This is a genomic window from Colwellia sp. M166, assembly GCF_024585285.1.
Classification (GTDB): Bacteria; Pseudomonadota; Gammaproteobacteria; order Enterobacterales; family Alteromonadaceae; genus Cognaticolwellia.
The window spans coordinates 1,676,226-1,698,168 of sequence record NZ_CP040755.1 but is presented as its reverse complement, the minus strand read 5'-3'; the positions used below and the strand labels follow the sequence as shown (position 1 = coordinate 1,698,168).

The following is a 21,943-nucleotide window of genomic DNA, read 5'->3' as shown; positions in this document are numbered from 1 at the left end:
ATTTTCGTTTTTTTTAACTGCTTGTTCTACAACCCCTACCTCGGAGCAAGGCTTGTCAGATCCAAAAGATCCGTTGGAATCAATTAACCGACCTTTTTGGACTTTTACTTGGGATTATGCTGACAAATATGTCTTCAAGCCAGCTTCAGAGGGTTATGTCGAGTATATGCCAACCAATTTACGTTCAGGTGTACACAACATGGCGCTGAATTTAAATGAACCATCAACAATTATTAATCATTTATTACAAGCAAAGTTCACGGATGCAGCGAAATCTACAGGACGCTTTGTTTTAAATTCGACCATAGGGATGCTAGGTTTTTTTGATCCGGCAAGTGATTTTGGCTGGAACCGTCAACAAGAAGAGTTTGGTGAAGTGTTGGGAAGTTATGGCGTTGGTGATGGTCCTTATTTAGTTGTGCCTGCATTAGGCCCGTCTTCTGTACGTGAAGAAGTAGGCGATTATGTCGATCGTTATTACTGGCCGTTGGCCATTATTGATTTTTGGCCAAATATAGTTCGAGCCGGTATTCTCGGCTTGGAGGCTCGAGCATCACTAGCTGACCAAGAAGCTATTCTAAAAGACTCTATTGATCCTTATGAATTTGTTAAAAATGCTTATTTTCAAAATATGCAATATAAGGTTTATGACGGTAACCCTCCAGTTGAAGTGAATATTGAAGAAGAAGAAAATATTGATGCATACCTAGAAGAGCTTGAAGGTATGGAGCCTTAATTTTTGAGCCAATGTTCTTTTCAGCGTCAAGGTACTAGATGTTACATGATAGATTTATCACTAAAATGTTAGTGGTTTAACACTTTAGTGAAAAGAGCTATAAAGAAAAAGTGAACTTAATGTTCACTTTTTTTGTATTCAGCGATAGCTTTATTAAGATGCTTTTGTGAGAAAAATAGCATAATAGGCCTAAGCACGAGGAAATAAACTATCAGCACAATTAACACTGAGATGAGTAAAGCTAAACCTTGTAAATTTGCGATAAAGAGAAAAGGCGGTATTAATAGCGACAGTTTAATAATATTGAGAATGAATTTTTCCGGGGCTGAAAACTTGGTTTGCGCAATTGCTAGGATAGCTTGGCGTTGATGTAAGCTAAATGCTCGCAGTGCAGGGATTTTATCGGAAGAAAAATAAATAGCCATAAGGTTTTAGTATATACATCATTAAAGTTTAGGTCTCACTATGATACAAAAATGACGCTGAATGTACCATGAGCAAATGACAGAATAGAGAATTTTGGGCTGTTTATACCAAGTCTATTAAGTTTGTTCCTACTCAGCGCATACCAGCATTTTGAGAACAACGATCATTTTTTGAATATAGTTATTCTATATAAAGGAAATTTACGACGGTTATCAAATCGCTGGTAAGCTCACCAAGGGTGGCTTTAAAAGGCTTTCAGGCTGCGTTATTGATGTCGATAAGGCTCTCACAGGGATGTGAGTCATTAGAACAACGCAGGAGCAGTTGTCGAGAGTAACCATTATCTTCAATCAATGCCTTGCCTACATGGATGTACTTAGGTTCAGTCTGGAACTGTCAACCTGTGCAGCTAAGTCTTTTAAATTTCATTGAGTGGAGAGAAACTTAGTAGCGTTGGTATTATATCTTATCCTGAGTTCAGGCTATTGAGTATATTGCTGAAGATTAAGGCTTTATAGCCTTATTCGTACAGCCATGATCCTATGCTCGGACAAGATATTGACTTAATACTCAATGAATTAGTCTCTATTACTATTAATTTGTTAAAACGAGTTCCTCAGTCGCGCGCAATTTGTTAGAATTGCGGCAATTTTTATCAGTAGGTGATTTTTAAATGAACGTCATAGAAGCTAATTTTGATGCAACAGGTAAGAAGTTTGCCATCGTAGTCTCTCGTTTTAACAGTTTTGTGGTTGAAAGTTTACTTGAAGGTGCAGTAGATGCGCTTAAACGCCATGGCAATGTTGCAGATAGTGATATTACCGTAATTCGCGTTCCTGGTGCTTATGAGTTACCAGTAGCCGCTAAAAAAATTGCAGCTAAAGGCGGGTATGACGGCATTATCGCTATCGGTGCTGTGATCCGTGGTGGAACACCTCATTTTGATTTTGTTGCTGGTGAATGTAATAAAGGCTTAGCGCAAGTCGCTATGGAATATACTATGCCAGTGGCATTTGGTGTTATTACCACAGACACTATTGAACAAGCTATTGATCGTGCAGGCCTTAAAGTTGGTAATAAAGGCGCTGAAGCAGCATTAAGTGCTTTAGAAATGGTTAATGTGCTAGATAAGTTATAACAGGATACTTTTGTGAAACCATCACCTAGAAGAAAAGCCAGAGAATTGGCAGTACAAGCGGTTTATTCTTGGCAGTTAAGTCAAAATAACATTGCTGAAATTGAAACAAATTTTTTAACTGAAAATAGTGCTAGACGCTTTGATATTGTTTATTTTCAACAATTATTTCGTGGTGTTTCAACACAAGTGAGCAGCATAGATGAGAAAATATCTCCTCATGTTGATCGCCCATTAGTTGACGTTGATCCTGTAGAAAAGGCTATTTTACGCGTAGCAGTCTATGAGCTTTCTGACTGTCGTGACGTGCCTTACCGCGTTATTATTAATGAAGCTATCGAGTTAGCAAAATCATTTGCAGCTGATGACAGCCATAAGTTTGTTAACGGTGTTTTAGATAAGGTCGTTAAGCTTGTTCGTCCAAACGAATAATCAATACTTGGTTGTAATATGAAAGAGTTTGAAATGATCAGGCGCTTCTTTACTGAGCAGGTGATTAAACGTAAAGATGTGCTGCTTGGTATTGGTGATGATTGCGCTATTGTTAGCCCATCTGAACGTCAAAATATCGCCGTTACTACAGACACTTTAGTTGCCGGCGTGCACTTTCCTCATCAAACGAGTGCACGGGCAATTGGCCATAAATCGATTGCCGTTAATTTATCTGATTTAGCCGCAATGGGTGCAGAGCCTACTTGGATTTCATTAGCTATCACGCTGCCAGAAGCTGATCTGCAATGGGTTGAAGAGTTTTGTGTTGGTGTCTTTGAGCTATGTGAGTTTTATAATGTACAGCTTATTGGTGGCGATACCACACAAGGCCCATTAAGCATCACCGTAACAGCCCAAGGTTTAATTCCTAAAGCTAAACACCTTTCACGTTCAGGCGCTAAGGCCGGTGATTGGGTTTATGTTACTGGTGAAATTGGTGACGCTGCCTTAGCGCTTAAGCACATTTTTAATGAAGTTGTTGTTGAAGCTGAATACCTTGATAGTGTTCGTAAGCGTTTAGACTATCCAAGGCCTAGAGTACTTGCCGGACAAGCATTAAGAGAGTATGCCAGCTCGGCGATAGATTTATCCGACGGTTTACTTGCTGACCTTGGGCATATTTGTGAAGCGTCAAATGTTGGTGCCAATATCGTGCTTGATGACTTACCTATTTCTAATGCTTTACGTGATACTGTTGGTTTAGAAAAAGCTTGTGAGATTGCCTTAGCAGGCGGTGACGATTACGAATTGTTATTCACGGTATGTGAAGATAATAAAGTTGGTATGGAAACAGCACTGGCAAATACGGGCAATACGATCACTTGTATTGGCCAGATAAATCGGAGTGCAAAGATCACCTCAACATTGAACAGTAAATCAGTGCCGATCCGAGCTAAAAGCTTTGAACATTTTGCCAGTAGCACAGATTAATAATGACTAAGTCGACAGCTAACTTTCGCTTACTCAATCCAGTCCACTTTTTAGCCTTAGGCTTTGGCAGTGGTTTAGCGCCTAAAGCACCAGGTACATTTGGTACCTTAGCGGCGGTTCCACTGTTTTTATTGCTTGCTCCGCTGAGCAGTCCGCTTTATTTATTGTTGCTAATAGTGATGAGTGTCGCTGGTATTTATATTTGTGGTAAAGCCGCAGAAGATGCCGGTGTACCTGATCACGGCGCGATTGTTTGGGATGAGTTTGTTGGTTTTTTAATCACTATGTTCTTAATACCCATTAGCTGGCAGAGTATTTTAGTCGGGTTTTTACTTTTTAGACTATTTGATATTTTTAAGCCTTGGCCTATCTCTTATTTAGATAAGAATTGTCATGGTGGCTTAGGTATTATGCTCGATGATATTGTTGCGGGTATCGCTGCTTGGGCTTGTATGATGTTTATCTTTAAGTAAGACAAAGCTTTAAGCTATCAGTAAGACAAAGCTTTAAGCTATCAGCTATCAGACAACACAAGTGCCACACGGCTGTTATTTCTCTAACTGAAAGCTCGAAACTTAGAGCTATTTTTTAACTGAAAGCTGACAGCTCAGAACTTAAAACTACTTTTTAACTGAAAGCTGACAGCTCAAAACTTAAAACTACTTTCTTAACTGACAGCTCGAAACTTAAAACTACTTTTTAACTGAAAGCTGACAGCTCAAAACTTAGAGCTATTTTTTAACTGACAGCTCAGAACTTAAAACTACTTTTTTAACTGAAAGCTGACAGCTCAGAACTTAAAACTACTTTTTTAACTGAAAGCTGAAAGCTCGAAACTTAGAGCTATTTTTTAACTGAAAGCTGACAGCTCAGAACTTAAAACTACTTTCTTAACTGACAGCTATTGTCGCTTTAGTGGAGTAACCTTACTCTAATCGTTGCATCAATCTGCTTTAATTCTTTCAACGCAAGTTCTCGGCTTTGTGCTTCAATATCGATAACCACATAACCAATTTGATCGGCTGTTTGTAAATACTGTGCCGCAATGTTGATATTATGTTCAGCGAACATTTGGTTAATTTTTGTTAATACCCCAGGTTGATTGCGGTGAATGTGCAACAATCGACTCGTACCTGTGTGCTCAGGTAGTGAAACTTCAGGAAAGTTAACAGCTGATAGGGTTGAACCATTATCTGAATATTTAGCAAGTTTACTGGCGACTTCAAGACCAATATTTTCTTGTGCCTCTTTAGTACTACCACCAATATGTGGTGTTAAAATCACGTTGTCAAAGGCACGTAATGGGCTAATAAACTCTTCAGCATTGCCTTTAGGCTCGGCGGGGAAAACATCGATTGCTGCCCCAGCAACTTTCTTATTAGCTAGTGCTTCAGATAACGCTTCAATATCAACCACAGTGCCACGTGAAGCGTTGATAAAGATAACGCCATCTTTCATCACTTCAAATTCTGCCACACCCATCATATTCTTTGTTTGTGGTGTTTCAGGCACATGTAAACTAATAACATCAGCTTCTTTTAATAGTGCCGTCATGGTGGGGGCTTGGCTTGCATTACCTAGAGGTAACTTAGTTTCAATATCGAAAAAGCGCACTTTCATGCCCAAGGTTTCTGCTAATATGCCCAGTTGCATGCCAATATGGCCGTAACCTATGATGCCTAAGGTTTTTCCTCGTGCTTCAACTGAGCCTATTGCTGACTTATTCCAAACGCCACGGTGTGCTTGAGCGCTTTTTTCAGGAATTCCACGTAAGAGTAAGAGTGTTTCACCGAGTACCAACTCGGCGACAGAGCGGGTGTTTGAGAAAGGCGCATTGAATACGGGAATCCCCAATGCTTGAGCAGCATTTTTATCAACTTGGTTAGTGCCAATACAAAAACAACCAATGGCTACCAGTTTCTTCGCGTGGCTTAAGACCGTTTTATTTAAGTCAGTACGAGATCGTATGCCGATAAAGTGTACATCAGCAATTTTTTTAATCAGCTCAGCTTCTGAAAGTGAAGTTTTAATGTATTCAATATTTGAATAGCCCTTTATTTTCAGTTCTTCAAGGGCGCTTTGATGCACGCCCTCTAGAAGTAGGATCTTAATTTTGTCTTTCGCTAGTGAATTGTGACTCATGATAGTTTAACTTCTCTCGATCAAACATTACTTAATGAATGCTATTTTAGATGGCTAGATACCTAAACTATCATATAGGGTATAAACTCTAAAGTGTTATTTTATTATTTTTGCACCGTCGGCACTGCCGATAATTAAGACATTTGCTGGACGATTTGCAAACAAGCCATTAGTAACAACACCTGCAATAGCGTTAATGCTATTTTCTAGCGCTTTAGGATCCATTATTGTTAGGTTGTGTACATCAATAATGACATTGCCATTGTCAGTAATAACGCCTTGACGGTAGGCTGGATCGCCACCTAATTTCACCAATTCTCGCGCCACATAACTGCGTGCCATCGGGATCACTTCAACTGGCAGAGGAAACTTTCCTAACATCGGCACTTGTTTGCTGTCATCGGCAATACAAACAAAGGTTTTTGCAACAGCGGCTACAATTTTCTCTCGCGTTAAGGCTGCACCACCACCTTTTATCATATGTAGGTGTGGATTAATTTCATCAGCACCATCGACATAAACATCAATGCCATCAACATTATTAAGGTCAAAGACTTCTATACCATGAGATTTTAAACGCTCAGTTGAGCTTTCAGAGCTTGAAACTGCACCAATAATTTTGTCTTTAATAGTCGCAAGTGCATCAATAAAGTGATTGACCGTTGAGCCAGTACCAACACCAACGATAGTATCTGCTTTGATATAGTCTAGCGCCTTGATTGCCGCTGCTTTTTTCATTTCATCTTGAGTCATTAGAAAACCTTAGGTTTAGCTGTGAGTGAAAAGACAGTTAAAAGTTTGAAGCTGTCAGTTAAAATAAAGTTAAAAGTTCAAAGCTATCAGTTAAAATAAAGTTAAAAGTTCGAAGCTATCAGTTAAAATAAAGTTCAAAGTTGTTAGCTGTCAGTTAAAACAAGTAAAACCAAGCACCACACTGATGGTTAGTTTTTTGATTTTTCTGAAAGCTTAAAACTGACAGCTGTTTTCTGAGCTTTAAGTTCAAAGCTGTCAGTTAAAAGAAGTAAAACCAAGCACCACACTCATGGTTAGGTTTTTGATTTTTCTGAAAGCTTAAAACTGACAGCTGTTTTCTGAGCTTTAAGTTCAAAGCTGTCAGTTAAAAGAAGTAAAACCAAGCACCACACTCATGGTTAGGTTTTTGATTTTACTGAAAGCTGACAGCTTAAGACTTAAAGCTAGTTTTCTTACTGACAGCTCATAACTGATAGCTAGTTCTTATCGCGCATTATAGCAAACAAAAAAGTTTAAAAACCAAGCTTTAATTAAATTTATAATGCATGCTTGGGGTGATTATTTCAGGTAATGGAATATCCCAAGACTCAGACGGTAATGAGTCAACAAGCTGGCAGTTATGTGCTAAACCAATAGGGTAGGGTTTGACGATATTTTGCTGTTTATAGTGTTGATGCCAATGGCTTAATGTCCGATCATAAAAGCCTCCGCCCATGCCTAAGCGTGCACCCGCGTTGTCAAAAGCCACTAAAGGTGTACAAATAATATCGAGCTGTTGAGATGGAATAATTTTTCTTACGTCCAGTTTAGGCTCCGCAATAGCAAAGTGGTTTTTAACTAGAGAAGTCTGGCTATCATAATGTAGAAACAGTAAATGTCCTTTGGTAAAAGGGTGTAAAACAGGTAAGTAGACCTGCTTACCTTGTTGCCAGCACCATTCAAACAGTAATTGCGTGTCAAGTTCGCCATCATTAGTTAGATAAAGGGCAATGCTTTTGGCTGATAATATTTTTTCATCAATACTAAAGCGCGCTAATAACTGTATTGCAGCGTCGGTTTGCTGTGTGGGAGTCAAATGCTGACGTAATTGTCTTACTTGCTGGCGAATCGCATCTCTTTGATTTTTTGATGCAATACGATCTTTTGTAGAATTTTTAGAAAATTTAATATTCAAAGCTTTACTCCTCAGGCCAAGTGCTGTCTAGGGTTAAAAGTCAGGTTTAAAAATTAGCGATAAAAAAACGAGTAATAACTGAATATTACTCGTTTTAACAAAAGTTAAAAAGTTTGAAGTTATCAGCTATCAGAGAAAACAAGTGCCACACGGAAATGTTTTGTTCTAGTCTCTTACTGACAGCTAATAACTTAAAGCTAATTCCTTCTAACTGGAGCTTCGCTTTTTATTGCTTCTCAGAAATACCTTCATGAGTGCCTGTAACGGCAATTTCTTCTTCAATTTTATCTTCAAGATTATGTGAATCAACACCTTCTGCACCGTGCATCCACTGCACTAGTTTACCCGCAGACATAAAGATAATAACACCCGTAATTAAGGCCGCAGAACCAACACCCATAAAAATATTAGCGGCATTGTCGACCATCTCTTGGCCTTCGCCAACAAATGAACCAATGAAGCCAGCAAGCTTGTTTGATAACGCTGTAAATAAGAACCAAATACCCATTAATACTGAGGTAAACTTAAGTGGTGCTAACTTAGTTACCATAGACAAGCCGATAGGTGATAAACATAATTCACCTAAAGTATGGAAAAGGTAAGCAAAAACCAAGAACAACATGCTAACTTTAACGGTAACATCACCACCTTGTACCATGGTAGCCCAAAGCATAACAAAGAAGCCTAAGGCTAAAAATACCATTGCAAGAGCAAACTTTTTCGGTGAAGTTGGCTCATTTGAACCCATTTTAACCCAGATAGATGCAACAATTGGCGCTAACATAATAATGAACATGGCATTTAAAGATTGAAATGAAGAGGCTGCCACTTCAAAACCGAAAATAGTACGATCAGTAAAGTCAGATGCATAAATTGTAAATAAACCACCGGCTTGTTCAAATCCAGCCCAGAAAATCACTGAGAACATACTCATGATTAAAATAACTTTCATACGATCAATGTCTTGAGAAGTAATAGGTGCTTGAGTTTTTTGTCCATCGGTAATGCGCTTAGCCGAAGGTACTACCCCTATATCGCCCAAATACTTTCTAGCGAATAACAGTTGTAATGTTAAGCCGATTAACATACCACAACCAGCTAAAATGAAGCCATAGTGCCAGTTAACTTGTTCACCTAAAACACCAACAGTGATAGGTGCTAAGAAAGCACCCAAGTTAATACCCATATAGAAAATAGTAAATGCACCATCACGTCGATGATCGCCTTCTTCGTATAAGTCACCCACTAGGCTTGATACATTGGCTTTAAATAAACCGTTACCAATAACAATTAATGTTAAGCCAATATAGAAAACGGTTTCTTCCATGCCAACCAGCATGGATTTAGGAATACCTAAGGTAAAGTAACCTAATGAAAATATGATACCACCAATAATGATCGCCTTACGCTGACCAATAAAGTTATCGGCAAGCCAACCACCGAGTACTGGTGTTAAATAAACCGCCATTGTAAATGTACCGTATAAACTTAGCGCTTCACCTGGTGTCCAACCGAAGCCACCATCTTGAACGCTGGCAACCAAATAAAGCACCAAAAGTGCACGCATACCGTAGTAACCGAAACGTTCCCACATTTCAGTACCAAATAAAAGAAACAGTCCTTTCGGGTGGCCGAAAAAAGTGCCTGCTGTAGGTGTTGTCATTTAAAAATTCCTTTAAAGAGTATGCTCGACATCATAATTATTATTATTCAGCTGAATTTGCATGCTGGTCAATGCGGCAATTTGTCGAGCAAAGTTGTGTTAAATAGCTTTAGCCAGCCCGTTTTATACCTTTGCTAGCCTTGAAAGGCAAGTCCGTCGGGGTAATCTCTTATTAATGAGCGGAAAGTTATGTGTTCTTTGCTCGTCTTTTTTATTATTTAGCCAGAGTTCAGCTTATTTCAGCCAGCCATGTTTATATTGACTTTTTACTTATCTATCTGCTTATTTACTTGCTCGAGGGGGGGGATAATGCCAATTCTACTAAGTTTCCCCCCACTCAGTGAACAAACGTAATAGAGTTGGTATAAATTCATTTTATAACGATAAGGCAGCAAAGCGATCTCATAAAAAATATCATTAATTGAAATAACTTCTTAAGTAATTGTTTTTCATTGTTTCTTTTGATTTTGGCTATATTTATATAGTCTGTACTAAATAAAATAAAACCAGCAATGAAAAGTTACTTTTATCGCAGTGCGCTTACTGATAAACTCCGCGCTGTTTTATCTTTATTTTTGATTAATATTAAGTTGATTAAGTAAGTGGCTACTCATTTGTATTGATTTACTTGATTAAAGGCTAGATTTATAGTTTCAAGCGATAGATTAATGCTCTTTATTTCTCTAAATAAAAATAGTGCTTTTAGGTTGTAAATATTCTTATTTAAGAAACCTAGCAGCCAGCTGCTGAAGTATTTACAGTCACTTTTTATCGGCTCATTAGTCATCGAGACTGGCTAAAAGTGAAAGGTATAATAACTCTCTTTGATAAAAATTTTATGTTTATAGCTTTATCTCTAAAGTGATAAACTCGCTAAATTAATGGCTCAAATTGATATTAGCTCTGTTCTCGTATCTATAGGAAGAAATACGTTAAAATGATTAACTTTACTCGTCTACTGACATATTTTCTGATTACTTTATCTTTTAGTTCATTTTCGGCTCAAATATCTCCGCAACAAATTGAGCAATTCAAAAGCCTGCCTAAATCTCAGCAACAGGCACTAGCTCAAAGTATGGGGATTGATTTAAATGCCGTTATGGGACAAATATCATCTCAAAGCGAAGAGAAGAAACTGTCAACCACAGAGCTTTCTCCAAGGCCTGAGGCTGAGCTTGATACGGAGAATCAAGCAGAATCTAGCGATTTTGAAACAGATGAAGAACTGTTTAAACCGCTAGAAAGATTCGGTATGGATGTCTTTGCCAATGCACCTAACACCTTTACCCCTACCATGGATATTGCTATTCCTGAACAATATATACTTGGTGTTGGCGACCAATTGTCAGTACAGATCTATGGTAAAGAGAATATTGAATACGTATTGCCAATAACTCGAGAAGGTACGGTATTGGTGCCTAATATTGGGCCAGTGAAAATTGTTGGTCTAGCCTTTGCCGAGATGAAAGAGTTTCTTGCTGAAAAAATTAAACAAAGCATTATTGGTGTCAATGTGGTTGTTAGTTTAGCTGAGTTACGCTCGATGCGTATTTTCGTTTTAGGCGAAGCTTACAAACCCGGTCCTTACACGCTCAGTTCCTTATCTTCAGTTACCCATGCTATTTTTGCGGCCGGAGGCGTTAGTGATATCGGTTCATTACGCAATATTGCAGTTAAACGCGCAGGAAAAGTAGTAAAAATTGTTGATTTATATGACTTGCTGATCCATGGTGATTCATCAAGTGACATTTTACTACACTCTGGTGATGTGGTTTTTATTCCTACGCAAAGCAAGAGTGTTTCAATTCGTGGTGAAGTTAGACGCCCTGCAATATATGAATTAAAAGCAGGTGAAGATTTTAATCATGTTTTAGCTATGGCTGGTGGTTTGTTGCCTTCAGCTTACCCACAGTCAACCATTGTTGAACGCTACAATAAACAGAGTTTACGCAGTATTGTTAATATTGATTTAACTGATGAGCAAGCGCGTAAACAGCTATTACAAAGTGGTGACTATATTCGAGTTCTTGAAAGTTCCGGCATGTACGAGCAATCTATAACAGTAATTGGTGCCGTTACTCGACCTGGTAAATATCAGTGGCAGCAAGGGCTGAAAGTAGCTGATTTATTACCTAACTTAAATTCTCATGTTTTACCTTATGCTGATTTAAGTTATGGCTTAGTGGTTCGTCAAAAGGACAAGGCGAGAAATATTGAGATATTACAATTTAATTTAGCTAAAGCACTTGAGCAATCACTTTCTGATACTGCTGATAATTTATTTTTACAGCCTCATGATAAATTATTAATATTTTCTAATGTCACAAAACACATTGACGAAAAAATGTCACTAGATGAGTTGGCTTTCACTCAAGAACAGTTGTTTGCAAAGGAGCGAGAACAAGCGAAAAACTCGTATAAAGAACAGTCTTTTTGGGAAAAATATGGTGGAAACTCTTCAAATCCATCGTTAGATACTAGCGCTGATGCAGAGGCTGAGAATATGACCAAGCAATCGTTAGTACAAATTACCAACGCTGCGTTAGATGAAGAAGTTAATATTCGTGAGATGGCGCTGTTTTCTCGACACCGTTTGCTGGTACCCGTGTTGAGGAAGTTACGTCAACAAGGTGCTTCTGGTCAACCAATTCGATTAGTTGAAGTCGATGGCCAAGTTAAATTCCCTGGTGTTTATCCACTGGCAAAAAATGCCAACATTAGTGACTTAGTTGCTGCAGCTGGTGGGGTAAAAGAGTCAGCATATTTAGCACGAGCGGAAGTGACTCGAAATTATTTTACTCAGGAGGGGGCAACCAAGTTATCATTGAATGTTGACTTAGGCTTAGCGTTAACTGGTGATAATCAGTCTAATATCGCTTTACAAAGCAAAGATCGATTAAACGTGCATAAAATTCCAGCTTGGAGTGAAAATCATGTAGTTGAATTGCGTGGTGAATTTGTTTTTCCAGGTAAATACACTATTCGTCGTGGTGAAACCTTAGCCGATTTAATTGCTAAGGCAGGTGGCTTAACCGAATATGCCCACCCTGATGCTTCAATATTTACTCGTAAACAACTAAAAGAATTAGAGCAGAAAAATTTAGTTAAGCTTGCTGGCGATCTACGTATTGAAATGGCGTCAAAATCGTTAACCGAAAAAGGCACGTCTGCATCATATGATGACGCCCAAAAGTTGCTAGCTGATATTACAGAGTTAGAGCCAGTTGGTCGTTTAGTGATTAATTTACCTGATATTATGGCTGCTAACAGTGCAGAGATATTGCTAGAAGGTGGTGATGTACTTTATGTACCGACAATGAAAAATTCAATCAATGTTATTGGTCAAGTTCAAGTGAGTTCGTCACATTTATATAATGCAGCAATGTCAGCTGAAGACTACATAGGGCAAAGTGGTGGTGTGAAAAAACGTGCCGATGAAGAGCGCATTTATGTCATTTCAGCTAATGGTAGTATTAAAATGGTTGAAGAAAGTAATTGGTTTGCTGGGGCGTCAAATACAGCCTTAAAACCAGGTGATACTATTGTCGTGCCGCTAGATTCTGAATATATGAATGATCTAACATTGTGGTCAACGGCAACACAAATTATATACAATGCTGCGGTTGCAGTGGCTGCAATCAATGGTATTTAGCTAATTTTGCCTAGGTAAAGCTTTAAAATTAAATGGAATAATTAGAATGATAAGTAATTTAAATGATGTAAAAGTAGCCATCATAGGTTTGGGTTATGTTGGTTTGCCGTTGGCAGTAGAGTTTGGAAAGAAATATCAAACTTTGGGGTTTGATATTAATAAGTCGCGTATTACTGAGTTACAACAAGGTACCGACAGCACGCTCGAAGTTAGCGATGAAGAGTTAGCGGCAACTACTAATTTAAGCTATTCATGTGAAGTAGCCGACTTAGAAAGTGCTAATGTTTACATTGTTACCGTACCAACGCCAATCGATGAACATAAACAGCCTGATTTAACGCCATTGATAAAAGCCAGTGAAATGTTAGGTAAAGTTGTAAGTAAAGGCGATATTATCATTTATGAGTCAACGGTTTACCCCGGCGCAACAGAAGAAGCTTGTATCCCTGTGGTTGAACGAGTTTCCGGCTTAGTATATAACCAAGACTTTTTTGCTGGTTATTCACCTGAACGTATTAATCCTGGTGATAAAGAGCATCGAGTGACAAATATTTTAAAAGTCACCTCAGGCTCAACGCCTGAAATTGCTACGGTAGTTGATAACTTATATCGCTCAATCATTATTGCTGGCACGCATAAAGCGAGTTCAATCAAGGTCGCTGAAGCAGCTAAGGTGATTGAAAATACACAACGTGATGTCAATATAGCCTTGATTAACGAATTATCGATTATTTTTAACAAGTTAAATATAGATACACTAGAAGTATTAGAGGCCGCAGGCACTAAATGGAATTTTTTACCTTTTCGCCCAGGCCTAGTGGGCGGGCATTGTATTGGGGTTGATCCTTATTATTTGACTCATAAAGCTCAGTCGGTAGGCTACCATCCAGAAATGATCTTAGCTGGCCGTCGCTTAAACGATGGTATGGGCGCTTATGTTGTTTCACAGCTTGTAAAGCATATGCTACATAAACGCATTCAAGTGGAAGGTTCTAATGTACTAATTATGGGACTTACTTTTAAAGAAAACTGCCCTGATTTACGTAATACTAAGATTGTCGATATTGTTAGCGAGCTAAAAGAATATAATATCAATGTTGATATCACCGATCCTTGGTGCTCTAGTGAGCAAGCCGAACATGAATATAATTTAAGCTTAACTGACCAGCCTAAAGTTAATCATTATGACGCGGTTATTCTTGCGGTCTCACATAACGAATTTAAAGCCATGGGCGTCGATAATATTCGCGCATTAGGTAAAGCTAACCATGTGCTTTATGATTTAAAATATGTCTTACCAAAAGAGTCGGTTGATATGCGTTTATAAAAACAAATAGAAGCTGACAGTTTTAAGCTGTCAGCTGTCAGTAAAAGAAATAAAACACTATAAAACGGAAGTAATCATGTCTAAGTACGATGATATAAAAAAACAACTAAAAAACACACCAAAGGTTTGGCTAATCACTGGTGTGGCCGGGTTTATTGGCTCTAATTTACTTGAAACGTTGTTGTTGTTAGATCAAAAAGTCATTGGTTTAGATAATTTTGCTACTGGCCATCAACATAATTTAGACGAAGTACAAGGCCAAGTTAGCAACGAGCAATGGCATAACTTCGCTTTTGTGAAAGGTGATATTCGTAATGTTGATGATTGTCAAAAAGCGCTGAGGTTTAATAACCAAAATGTTGACTATGTGTTACATCAAGCTGCTTTAGGTTCAGTACCACGCTCAATTGCCGACCCTATTCTAACCAATTCAGCTAATATCACCGGTTTTGTTAATATGCTCACTGCGGCAAAAGACGCTAAAGTCAGCACTTTTGTTTATGCCGCATCAAGTTCAACTTATGGTGACCATCCTGCATTGCCAAAAGTAGAAGAAAATATTGGTAAACCGTTATCACCATACGCGGTAACTAAGTATGTTAATGAGCTATACGCCGATGTGTTTCATAAAACCTATGGGTTAAATGCTACCGGTCTACGTTATTTTAATGTCTTTGGTAAACGTCAAGATCCTAATGGCGCTTATGCTGCGGTGATTCCAAAGTGGACCGCAGCGATGATCGAAAATCAAGACTTATTTATTAATGGCGATGGTGAAACGAGTCGTGATTTTTGTTTTATTGAAAATGCGGTACAAGCCAATATTTTAGCGGCCATGGCAAGCGATGAAGGTAAAAATCAAGTTTATAATGTCGCACTGGGTGACAAAACAAGCTTAAATGAGTTATTTAGCAGTTTAGTCATAGCATTAAGGGCTAACGATATTGATTACAAAAAATCTGCAATCTACCGCGAATTTAGAGTTGGCGACGTGCTGCACTCGCAAGCTGATATTTCAAAAGCTAAAGAGCTATTAGGTTATCAGCCTGAATTTCGTATTCAACAAGGTATAGCTAAAGTTATGCCTTGGTATGTTAAATTTTTGACATCGCTAGAGAGTTAACTTACATTTTAATATGATGAATCAAAATATATATCTTCCAATAATAAAGCTTCAGCACGCCAAATTAAGTAAGCTTATATAAAAGTGCTTGCTCTATGAAAACTATAATAATAAGTGAAGTCATTTATAAATGAAATTAATATTTGAAAAAACCATCTTAAGTTTTATCCTGGTATTTGGTAGTTATAACGCCATTGCTGCTGAAATTAGCCAAGCACAAATTGAACAATTCAAGCAATTGTCACCTAGCCAGCAACAAGCCATGGCAAGTAGCATGGGCATTGACTTATCAACGATTAATCGTTTAAGTGATAAAAATGTTAATAACAAACAACAAAACTCACCTACTTTAAATGAGCTCGTACCTATTCGTGATAGTGTGAAAAATAATTCTGTAATAAAAGACGTAGTAACAGAAAAACAAACATTTGAAACCAATAACTTACAATTTAGTGTCAGTGCAGAGACCGTTGAACTAAAACCTTTTGGCTATGACTTATTTGCTGGCGAGCCATCAACCTTTGCGCCAGTTTCAGATGTACCTATCCCTTCAGAATATAAAGTTGGTCCAGGCGATAGCTTAGCTATTCAACTTTATGGTAAAGAAACCGTTTCATATAACTTAACAATAAACCGTCAAGGTAATATTGATATACCAAAGTTAGGGCCAGTTAACGTAGCTGGACAAAGTTTTAGTGAAGTAAAAGACTTAATCAGCAGTATTATACAAGAGCGAAAAATAGGTGTTAAAAGCAATATTTCCATGGGCGAATTACGCTCAATTAGAGTATTTGTTTTAGGCGAAGCTTACCGCGCTGCCTCATACACTTTAAGCTCTTTAGCAACGGTTACTCAGGCGATATATGCGGCAGGTGGGATCAACGAAATTGGTTCACTACGCAATATTCAAGTTAAACGTCGTGGCAAAGTTGTGGCAACGCTTGATTTATATCAACTGTTATTAGCGGGTGATACTTCTGGTGATGTTAGCTTAATGGCTGGTGATGTAGTTTTTATTCCTACAGTAGGTAAAACCGTTGGCGTTAAAGGCGAAGTTAGTCGTCCAGCAATTTACGAGCTTAAAAGTGAGCAAAACATTGGTGAGGTTATTAAGTTAGCCGGTGGTGTAACAGCAAAAGCTTTTACCAAAGTAGGTAAAATTGGCCGTATTAACAATAGCGGTTTACGTTCGGTGGTCAGTGTTAATCTCAATATAGCTCAAAACAGTCAAGTTAAAAATGGTGATGTAATTGAAGTAAGCTCGGTATTATCAGCGCTTGAAGAAAGTATTACCGTAAAAGGTCATGTGCAGCGCCCAGGTGTATACGGTTGGCATAAAAATAGCAAATTAAGCGACATACTTACCAGTATTAATGACTTTAAAGTTCAGCCAGATCTTGAATATATATTAATCACCCGTAAAAACCCTATTACAGGAAAGTTAAGTAGTTATAGTGTAAATTTTTCGCATTATATAAAAAAACAACAACAATCGGCTGATTTTTCGCTACAAGCCGAAGACACAATTTACGTCTTTAACAAACAACGCAATCGAAGTGAAAGCTTAACACCATTACTCAATGTGTTAAAATCACAAACCGAATTAGCCGAAGCGGCTAAGGTTATCAGTATCAAGGGCGCAGTACGCAACCCTGGTCAATATCCGTTAACGGTAAATGCTAGTGTTAAAGACTTATTAAATGCAGGAATGGGCTACACACAAACCTCAGAATTACAATTTGCTTTATTAGCAAGAAAAAATAAGCAATTAAACACTGAAGTTTTCTATCTCGATTTAACTAAGCAAGCAGCATTAGATGAACCTTTAGTCGCACTAGATCGGCTATATTTGTTTGAGCGAGATCAGCCTCGCCATACGTTATTAGATGACTTAATTGCTGAATTACGCCAACAAGCAGATAAAACTTTAGCGCAAAACGTGGTAACTATTACTGGCGATGTACATTTTCCAGGCCAATACCCGTATGTTGTTAATATGACCAGTCGTGAGTTAGTCAGCTTAGCGGGGGGCTTAAATGAATCAAGCTATTTAGTTGACGCAGATTTAGTGCGTTTTAGTCATGATGGCATAAAAAATGCGAAAATCAGCCATCAGAATATTAAACTCACTGATGGTTTTTTACTGCAATCACTAGATACCCTACATGTTAAACGTATACCTGAATGGCAAGATAACCGTGAAATCAACTTAGTAGGCGAGGTAGTTTTCCCAGGCCGATATACCCTAAAAAAAGGTGAAACATTAAGTAATGTTATAACACGTGCGGGTGGCTTAACTTCTGAAGCAGATGCAAGCTCGGCTATTTTTACTCGCGAAGCGTTAAAAAGGCAAGAAGCCGAGAAAATAGCACAACTACAAGCGCAACTTGAAAATGAAACAGCACAAATAAGCTTAACTAGTGATAAAGCAAGCAATGCTGAACTTGCAGAGTCGACTAGTTTGCTAAGTAAGTTAAACGTAGCTGAGGCGGTGGGGCGTTTAGTTATTGATTTACCCGGCATATTAGCAGATGACAATACTGAAGATGTTCGCTTAGACGGCGGTGACGCTTTGTATATTCCAAAAACAAAAGAGTCAATAAGTGTGATAGGTGAAGTGCAATATGCCACATCACATCTGTATAAAGCTGGCTTTGATCTAAATGATTATATCGACCGTTCAGGTGGTTTAAAAACTCGTGCTGATCAAGAACGAATTTATGTTATTAAAGCCGATGGTTCAGTAAGGCTAGCAAGCAACAATAATTGGTTTACAAATCAAGATAAGCTTTTAGCTCCAGGCGATACTATCGTTATACCGCTAGATCTAGAGTACAAAGATGGTTTAACGCTTTGGTCAGCAGTTACACAAATAATCTATAATTCAGCGGTTGCAGTTGCGGCAATTGGTAGCTTATAAGTCGTTAGCTGTCAGTAAACAGCTGTCAGTTTAAGTGGTAGTTTAAGTGGTAGTTTTTTAGGCAAGATGTCGATGGTTAGCATTGAATATTAACTAATATAGATACTTGAAAATATTGCTTAAAGATATTCAATGGCTGAGCATCTCTTAAGCTACACTTGTCGGTAATTAAAGAATCAAGCGAGTGGCGGGCGGTTAGCCAATAATAAATTGAATAATCACTATTAAAAAATAGTGCTATCTTGTTATAATGCGCCCTCACTTGGGCATGTAGGTTAAGGTTTAAAGCCAAATGCCTAGAGGAATGGTTATTAAAATGAACATAAATGTGGGCTATTGTGAAAAATCATAAATTGCACGGAAGTACTTCACAAGAAGTCGACGCAATCAATTCAAGCGAATTTTATCAGCAACACCAGCTTTCTGAAGATGACGAAATTGATCTAGCAGAGCTGTGGCACGCTATTTGGTCTGGCAAGCTACTGATCATTGCTATTACTGCCTTATTTGCAATCAGCTCAATAATTTATGCGATTAATCAACCTAATATATATAAAGCGACAATATTGCTGGCCCCAGCCAGTGAGCAAGGTGGGGCGGGCGGTTTAGCTAAAATGGCCGGCCAGTTTGGCGGTTTAGCAAGTTTGGCTGGAATTAACCTTGGCAGTAGCGGTACTGATAAAACAGGTCTTGCGCTTGAAATATTAAAATCGCGCTTTTTTATTGAGCAGTTTATTAATAAGCACCAGTTATTAGTGCCTTTAATGGCTGCCAAAAATTGGGATGTTAATACTAAAAAATTAATACTAAATGATGAAGTTTATAATGAAAAAACTCAGACATGGCTCGGTGAAGGCAATACATCAAAAAGTTCTGAACCATCGGCATGGCAGTCTTACAAAGCTTTCAAAGCTGCTTTATCCGTAGATAAGAGTGCTGAAACAGGCATGATCACATTAACCATTGAACATTACTCTCCTGAAGTTGCGACGCAATGGCTAGTATGGTTGGTGAACGATATCAATGTAACCATGCGCGAAAAAGATAAAGCCGAAGCACAACGTAGTATTGATTACTTGTCTAAAAAACTTCAAGAAACTCAATTGGCCGATATGCAAACAGTATTTTATCAACTAATTGAGCAACAAACTAAAACCATCATGTTGGCGGAAGTCTCGGAAGAATACGTCTTAAAAACCATTGACCCTGCCAATGCTCCAGAGGAAAAAGCCAAACCTAAACGTGCCTTAATTGTAGTGTTGGGTACCATGTTAGGCGGTATTTTATCTGTGTTAATTGTGCTAATTCGTTACTTTACTAATAAGGGTAACAATGATGACACTAACAAATTAGCTGAAACCATGTCTGGTGCTGCTAATGCTGTTCAAATTACAGCACAAACTACAAATAAATAGGAGTGAATATAATGCTAGTCGCTGCCTTAACCGCCTTTTGCTTTGCTTTTTTAGCGATAAAGTTATTTAAGCCAATTGCCATAGATGTAGGTTTAGTTGACAAACCTAATGCGCGTAAACGCCACGACGGTCAAGTACCCCTTATTGGTGGCATATCAATATTTGCTGCTGTGCTTGCGGCAAGTCTGCTTTGGTTACCGAATACATTAGAATTACGTATGTACTTGATCGCTTCAGCGATGATGGTATTTATAGGTGCGCTTGATGATAAATACGACTTAAAAGTGCGTATTCGAATCGTTGGGCAAATTATTATCGCTAGTTTAATGATCTACGGCGTTGGTGATTATATCGCTAACTTAGGCAACTTATTTGGTATGGGTGATATAGAGTTAGGCCCTGCGGGGATTATATTTACCTACTTTGCTATTATTGTCGTGATTAATGCTTATAACATGGTTGATGGCATTGACGGGTTAATTGGAAGCTTGAGCTTAAATACTTTTACCGCAATAGCAATATTATTTTTAATGAGCGGCAATTACGGTTATTTAAGTTACCCGTTAATTTTAGCAACGGCAACATTGCCTTATTTAATGTTCAATCTGGGCTTTTTTAAAATATATAACAAAAAGATATTTATGGGCGATGCCGGAAGTATGTTTATCGGCCTAAGTGTTATTTGGCTATTAAGCATAGGTACCCAAGGCGATAGTGCATCGTTTAGACCTGTAACCGCACTATGGATATGTGCCATACCCTTAATGGATATGCTGGCGATAGTTATGCGCCGCTATCGTAAAGGTAAATCGCCCTTTAAGCCAGACCGAGATCACTTACATCATATATTACAACGTGCAGGACTCTCTTCACGGCAAACCTTAGTGGTTATTTCAATATTTGCAGCACTGATGTCATTAATTGGTGTGCTCGGCGAATATTTTCAAGTGCCCGAAAGTATAGCGTTAATATTGTTTGTGCTGATATTTATTCTTTATAATAAATACGCTCGACACTTTAGTTGGAAGTATGACGAGTAATACATAAACATAGCTTACAGATTAGTTTTAAAAATATTTAATAGGAATAATTAATGAAGAATTTTGCTCTTATTGGTGCGGCTGGTTATATCGCACCTCGTCATATGAAGGCGATCAAAGAAACAGGGAATAACCTAGTTGCCGCATTGGATAAAAATGATTCTGTTGGAATTATTGATAGCCATTTTCCAAATGCTGATTTTTTTACCGAGTATGAACGTTTTGACCGCCATGTTGATCTTTTAAAGCGCAGTGGCACTCAGATTGATTATGTCAGCATAGCCACACCGAACTACCTTCATGACTCTCATATTCGATTTGCCCTGCGAAATGATGCGCATGCAATTTGTGAAAAACCTCTGGTATTAAATCCGCATAATATTGATGCGTTACAAATAGTGCAAGAAGAAACAGGTAAGCATGTTTATAATATATTACAGCTTCGTCTGCACCAAAGCATTATCGATTTAAAAGCCTATGTAGCAGAAGAAATAGCTAAAAATCCCAATAAGGTTTTCGATATCGACTTAACTTATTTAACCAGTCGTGGCCACTGGTATTTTACGTCATGGAAAGGTGATGATAATAAGTCAGGTGGTATTGCGACCAACATTGGCGTGCATTTTTACGATATGCTAGGTTGGGTTTTTGGTGATATTAAGAAAAATGAAGCGCATGTAAAACAAGAAGATGTTAACGCCGGCTATTTAGAGTTTAAACATGCAAAAGTACGTTGGTTTTTGTCAGTCAATTATGATTATATCCCAGCAGAAATTAAAGCGTCAGGGCAACGAACTTATCGCTCAATTACTGTTGATGGTAAAGAAATAGAATTCTCAGGTGGTTTTACTGATTTGCATACCAAAAGTTATGAGCATATTTTGACCGGTGGTGGCTTTGGCTTAGAAGAAGCTCGTAAAAGTATTGAGATAGTAAGCGATATTCGCAATCAAGATGTTGTGGTTAACTCATCTGATATACACCCGTTTGTAAGCAAAGTCACTGGCAAATAATA

At 38.1% G+C, this 21,943-nt stretch carries 17 protein-coding genes; 12 read left to right on the top strand and 5 right to left on the bottom strand.

What is annotated here, in order from left to right; genetic code table 11:
• Window positions 1–52 precede the first annotated feature (52 nt).
• Window positions 53–736: a VacJ family lipoprotein gene (locus FGD67_RS07665; RefSeq protein ID WP_257174449.1), complete on the top strand. Its 684-nt coding sequence runs from the start codon at window positions 53–55 to the stop codon at window positions 734–736.
• A gap of 116 nt (window positions 737–852) precedes the next feature.
• Here FGD67_RS07665 and FGD67_RS07660 read toward each other — a convergent pair whose 3' ends face one another.
• Window positions 853–1,161, bottom strand: coding sequence for a DUF6170 family protein (locus tag FGD67_RS07660; protein WP_257174448.1), 309 nt, complete (start codon window positions 1,159–1,161; stop codon window positions 853–855).
• Between the two features lie 674 nt (window positions 1,162–1,835).
• On the opposite strand from FGD67_RS07660, the gene ribE reads away from it, so the two are divergent.
• From ribE to FGD67_RS07640, 4 genes are read left to right on the top strand one after another with little or no spacing between them, the layout of a single operon-like run.
• Entirely contained in the window at window positions 1,836–2,300 is a 465-nt protein-coding gene (gene ribE / locus FGD67_RS07655; protein WP_257174447.1) for a 6,7-dimethyl-8-ribityllumazine synthase, read from the top strand.
• A gap of 12 nt (window positions 2,301–2,312) precedes the next feature.
• Window positions 2,313–2,729, top strand: coding sequence for a transcription antitermination factor NusB (gene nusB / locus FGD67_RS07650; RefSeq protein ID WP_257174446.1), 417 nt, complete (start codon window positions 2,313–2,315; stop codon window positions 2,727–2,729).
• 18 nt (window positions 2,730–2,747) lie between these two features.
• A complete protein-coding gene (thiL, locus tag FGD67_RS07645) occupies window positions 2,748–3,719 on the top strand; it encodes a thiamine-phosphate kinase (protein ID WP_257174445.1) in 972 nt (323 codons plus the stop codon).
• Window positions 3,720–3,721: 2 nt separating this feature from the next.
• Window positions 3,722–4,192 carry a phosphatidylglycerophosphatase A gene (locus FGD67_RS07640; protein ID WP_257174444.1) on the top strand — a complete coding sequence of 157 codons (471 nt, stop codon included), beginning with the start codon at window positions 3,722–3,724 and terminating at the stop codon, window positions 4,190–4,192.
• Between the two features lie 439 nt (window positions 4,193–4,631).
• Here FGD67_RS07640 and serA read toward each other — a convergent pair whose 3' ends face one another.
• The 4 genes from serA to FGD67_RS07620 form a co-directional block, all read right to left on the bottom strand.
• Window positions 4,632–5,861 (bottom strand): phosphoglycerate dehydrogenase, encoded by a 1,230-nt coding sequence (gene serA, locus FGD67_RS07635; protein ID WP_257174443.1) that lies wholly within the window; start codon window positions 5,859–5,861, stop codon window positions 4,632–4,634.
• 96 nt (window positions 5,862–5,957) lie between these two features.
• A complete protein-coding gene (gene rpiA / locus FGD67_RS07630; RefSeq protein WP_257174442.1) occupies window positions 5,958–6,614 on the bottom strand; it encodes a ribose-5-phosphate isomerase RpiA in 657 nt (218 codons plus the stop codon).
• 526 nt (window positions 6,615–7,140) lie between these two features.
• Window positions 7,141–7,788 carry a 5-formyltetrahydrofolate cyclo-ligase gene (locus FGD67_RS07625; RefSeq protein WP_306556793.1) on the bottom strand — a complete coding sequence of 216 codons (648 nt, stop codon included), beginning with the start codon at window positions 7,786–7,788 and terminating at the stop codon, window positions 7,141–7,143.
• Window positions 7,789–8,014: 226 nt separating this feature from the next.
• The gene (locus FGD67_RS07620) at window positions 8,015–9,451 is read right to left on the bottom strand and encodes a peptide MFS transporter (protein ID WP_257174441.1); all 1,437 of its coding nucleotides are present in this window, start codon (window positions 9,449–9,451) and stop codon (window positions 8,015–8,017) included.
• A gap of 937 nt (window positions 9,452–10,388) precedes the next feature.
• Here FGD67_RS07620 and FGD67_RS07615 point away from each other — a divergent pair.
• From FGD67_RS07615 to FGD67_RS07585, 7 genes are all read left to right on the top strand, one after another.
• Complete coding sequence (locus FGD67_RS07615; RefSeq protein ID WP_257174440.1) at window positions 10,389–13,103, top strand: SLBB domain-containing protein; 2,715 nt, start codon at window positions 10,389–10,391, stop codon at window positions 13,101–13,103.
• A gap of 46 nt (window positions 13,104–13,149) precedes the next feature.
• Entirely contained in the window at window positions 13,150–14,430 is a 1,281-nt protein-coding gene (tviB, locus tag FGD67_RS07610) for a Vi polysaccharide biosynthesis UDP-N-acetylglucosamine C-6 dehydrogenase TviB (protein WP_306556792.1), read from the top strand.
• A gap of 76 nt (window positions 14,431–14,506) precedes the next feature.
• Window positions 14,507–15,553 (top strand): NAD-dependent epimerase/dehydratase family protein, encoded by a 1,047-nt coding sequence (locus tag FGD67_RS07605; protein WP_257174439.1) that lies wholly within the window; start codon window positions 14,507–14,509, stop codon window positions 15,551–15,553.
• A 130-nt stretch (window positions 15,554–15,683) separates the two neighbouring features.
• On the top strand, window positions 15,684–18,473 hold the full coding sequence (locus FGD67_RS07600; RefSeq protein WP_257174438.1) for an SLBB domain-containing protein: 2,790 nt from the start codon (window positions 15,684–15,686) through the stop codon (window positions 18,471–18,473).
• Between the two features lie 338 nt (window positions 18,474–18,811).
• Complete coding sequence (locus FGD67_RS07595) at window positions 18,812–19,888, top strand: Wzz/FepE/Etk N-terminal domain-containing protein (protein ID WP_257174437.1); 1,077 nt, start codon at window positions 18,812–18,814, stop codon at window positions 19,886–19,888.
• A gap of 11 nt (window positions 19,889–19,899) precedes the next feature.
• Window positions 19,900–20,928 (top strand): UDP-N-acetylglucosamine--undecaprenyl-phosphate N-acetylglucosaminephosphotransferase, encoded by a 1,029-nt coding sequence (wecA, locus tag FGD67_RS07590; protein WP_257174436.1) that lies wholly within the window; start codon window positions 19,900–19,902, stop codon window positions 20,926–20,928.
• Window positions 20,929–20,981: 53 nt separating this feature from the next.
• A complete protein-coding gene (locus FGD67_RS07585) occupies window positions 20,982–21,941 on the top strand; it encodes a Gfo/Idh/MocA family protein (protein ID WP_257174435.1) in 960 nt (319 codons plus the stop codon).
• Window positions 21,942–21,943 lie beyond the last annotated feature (2 nt).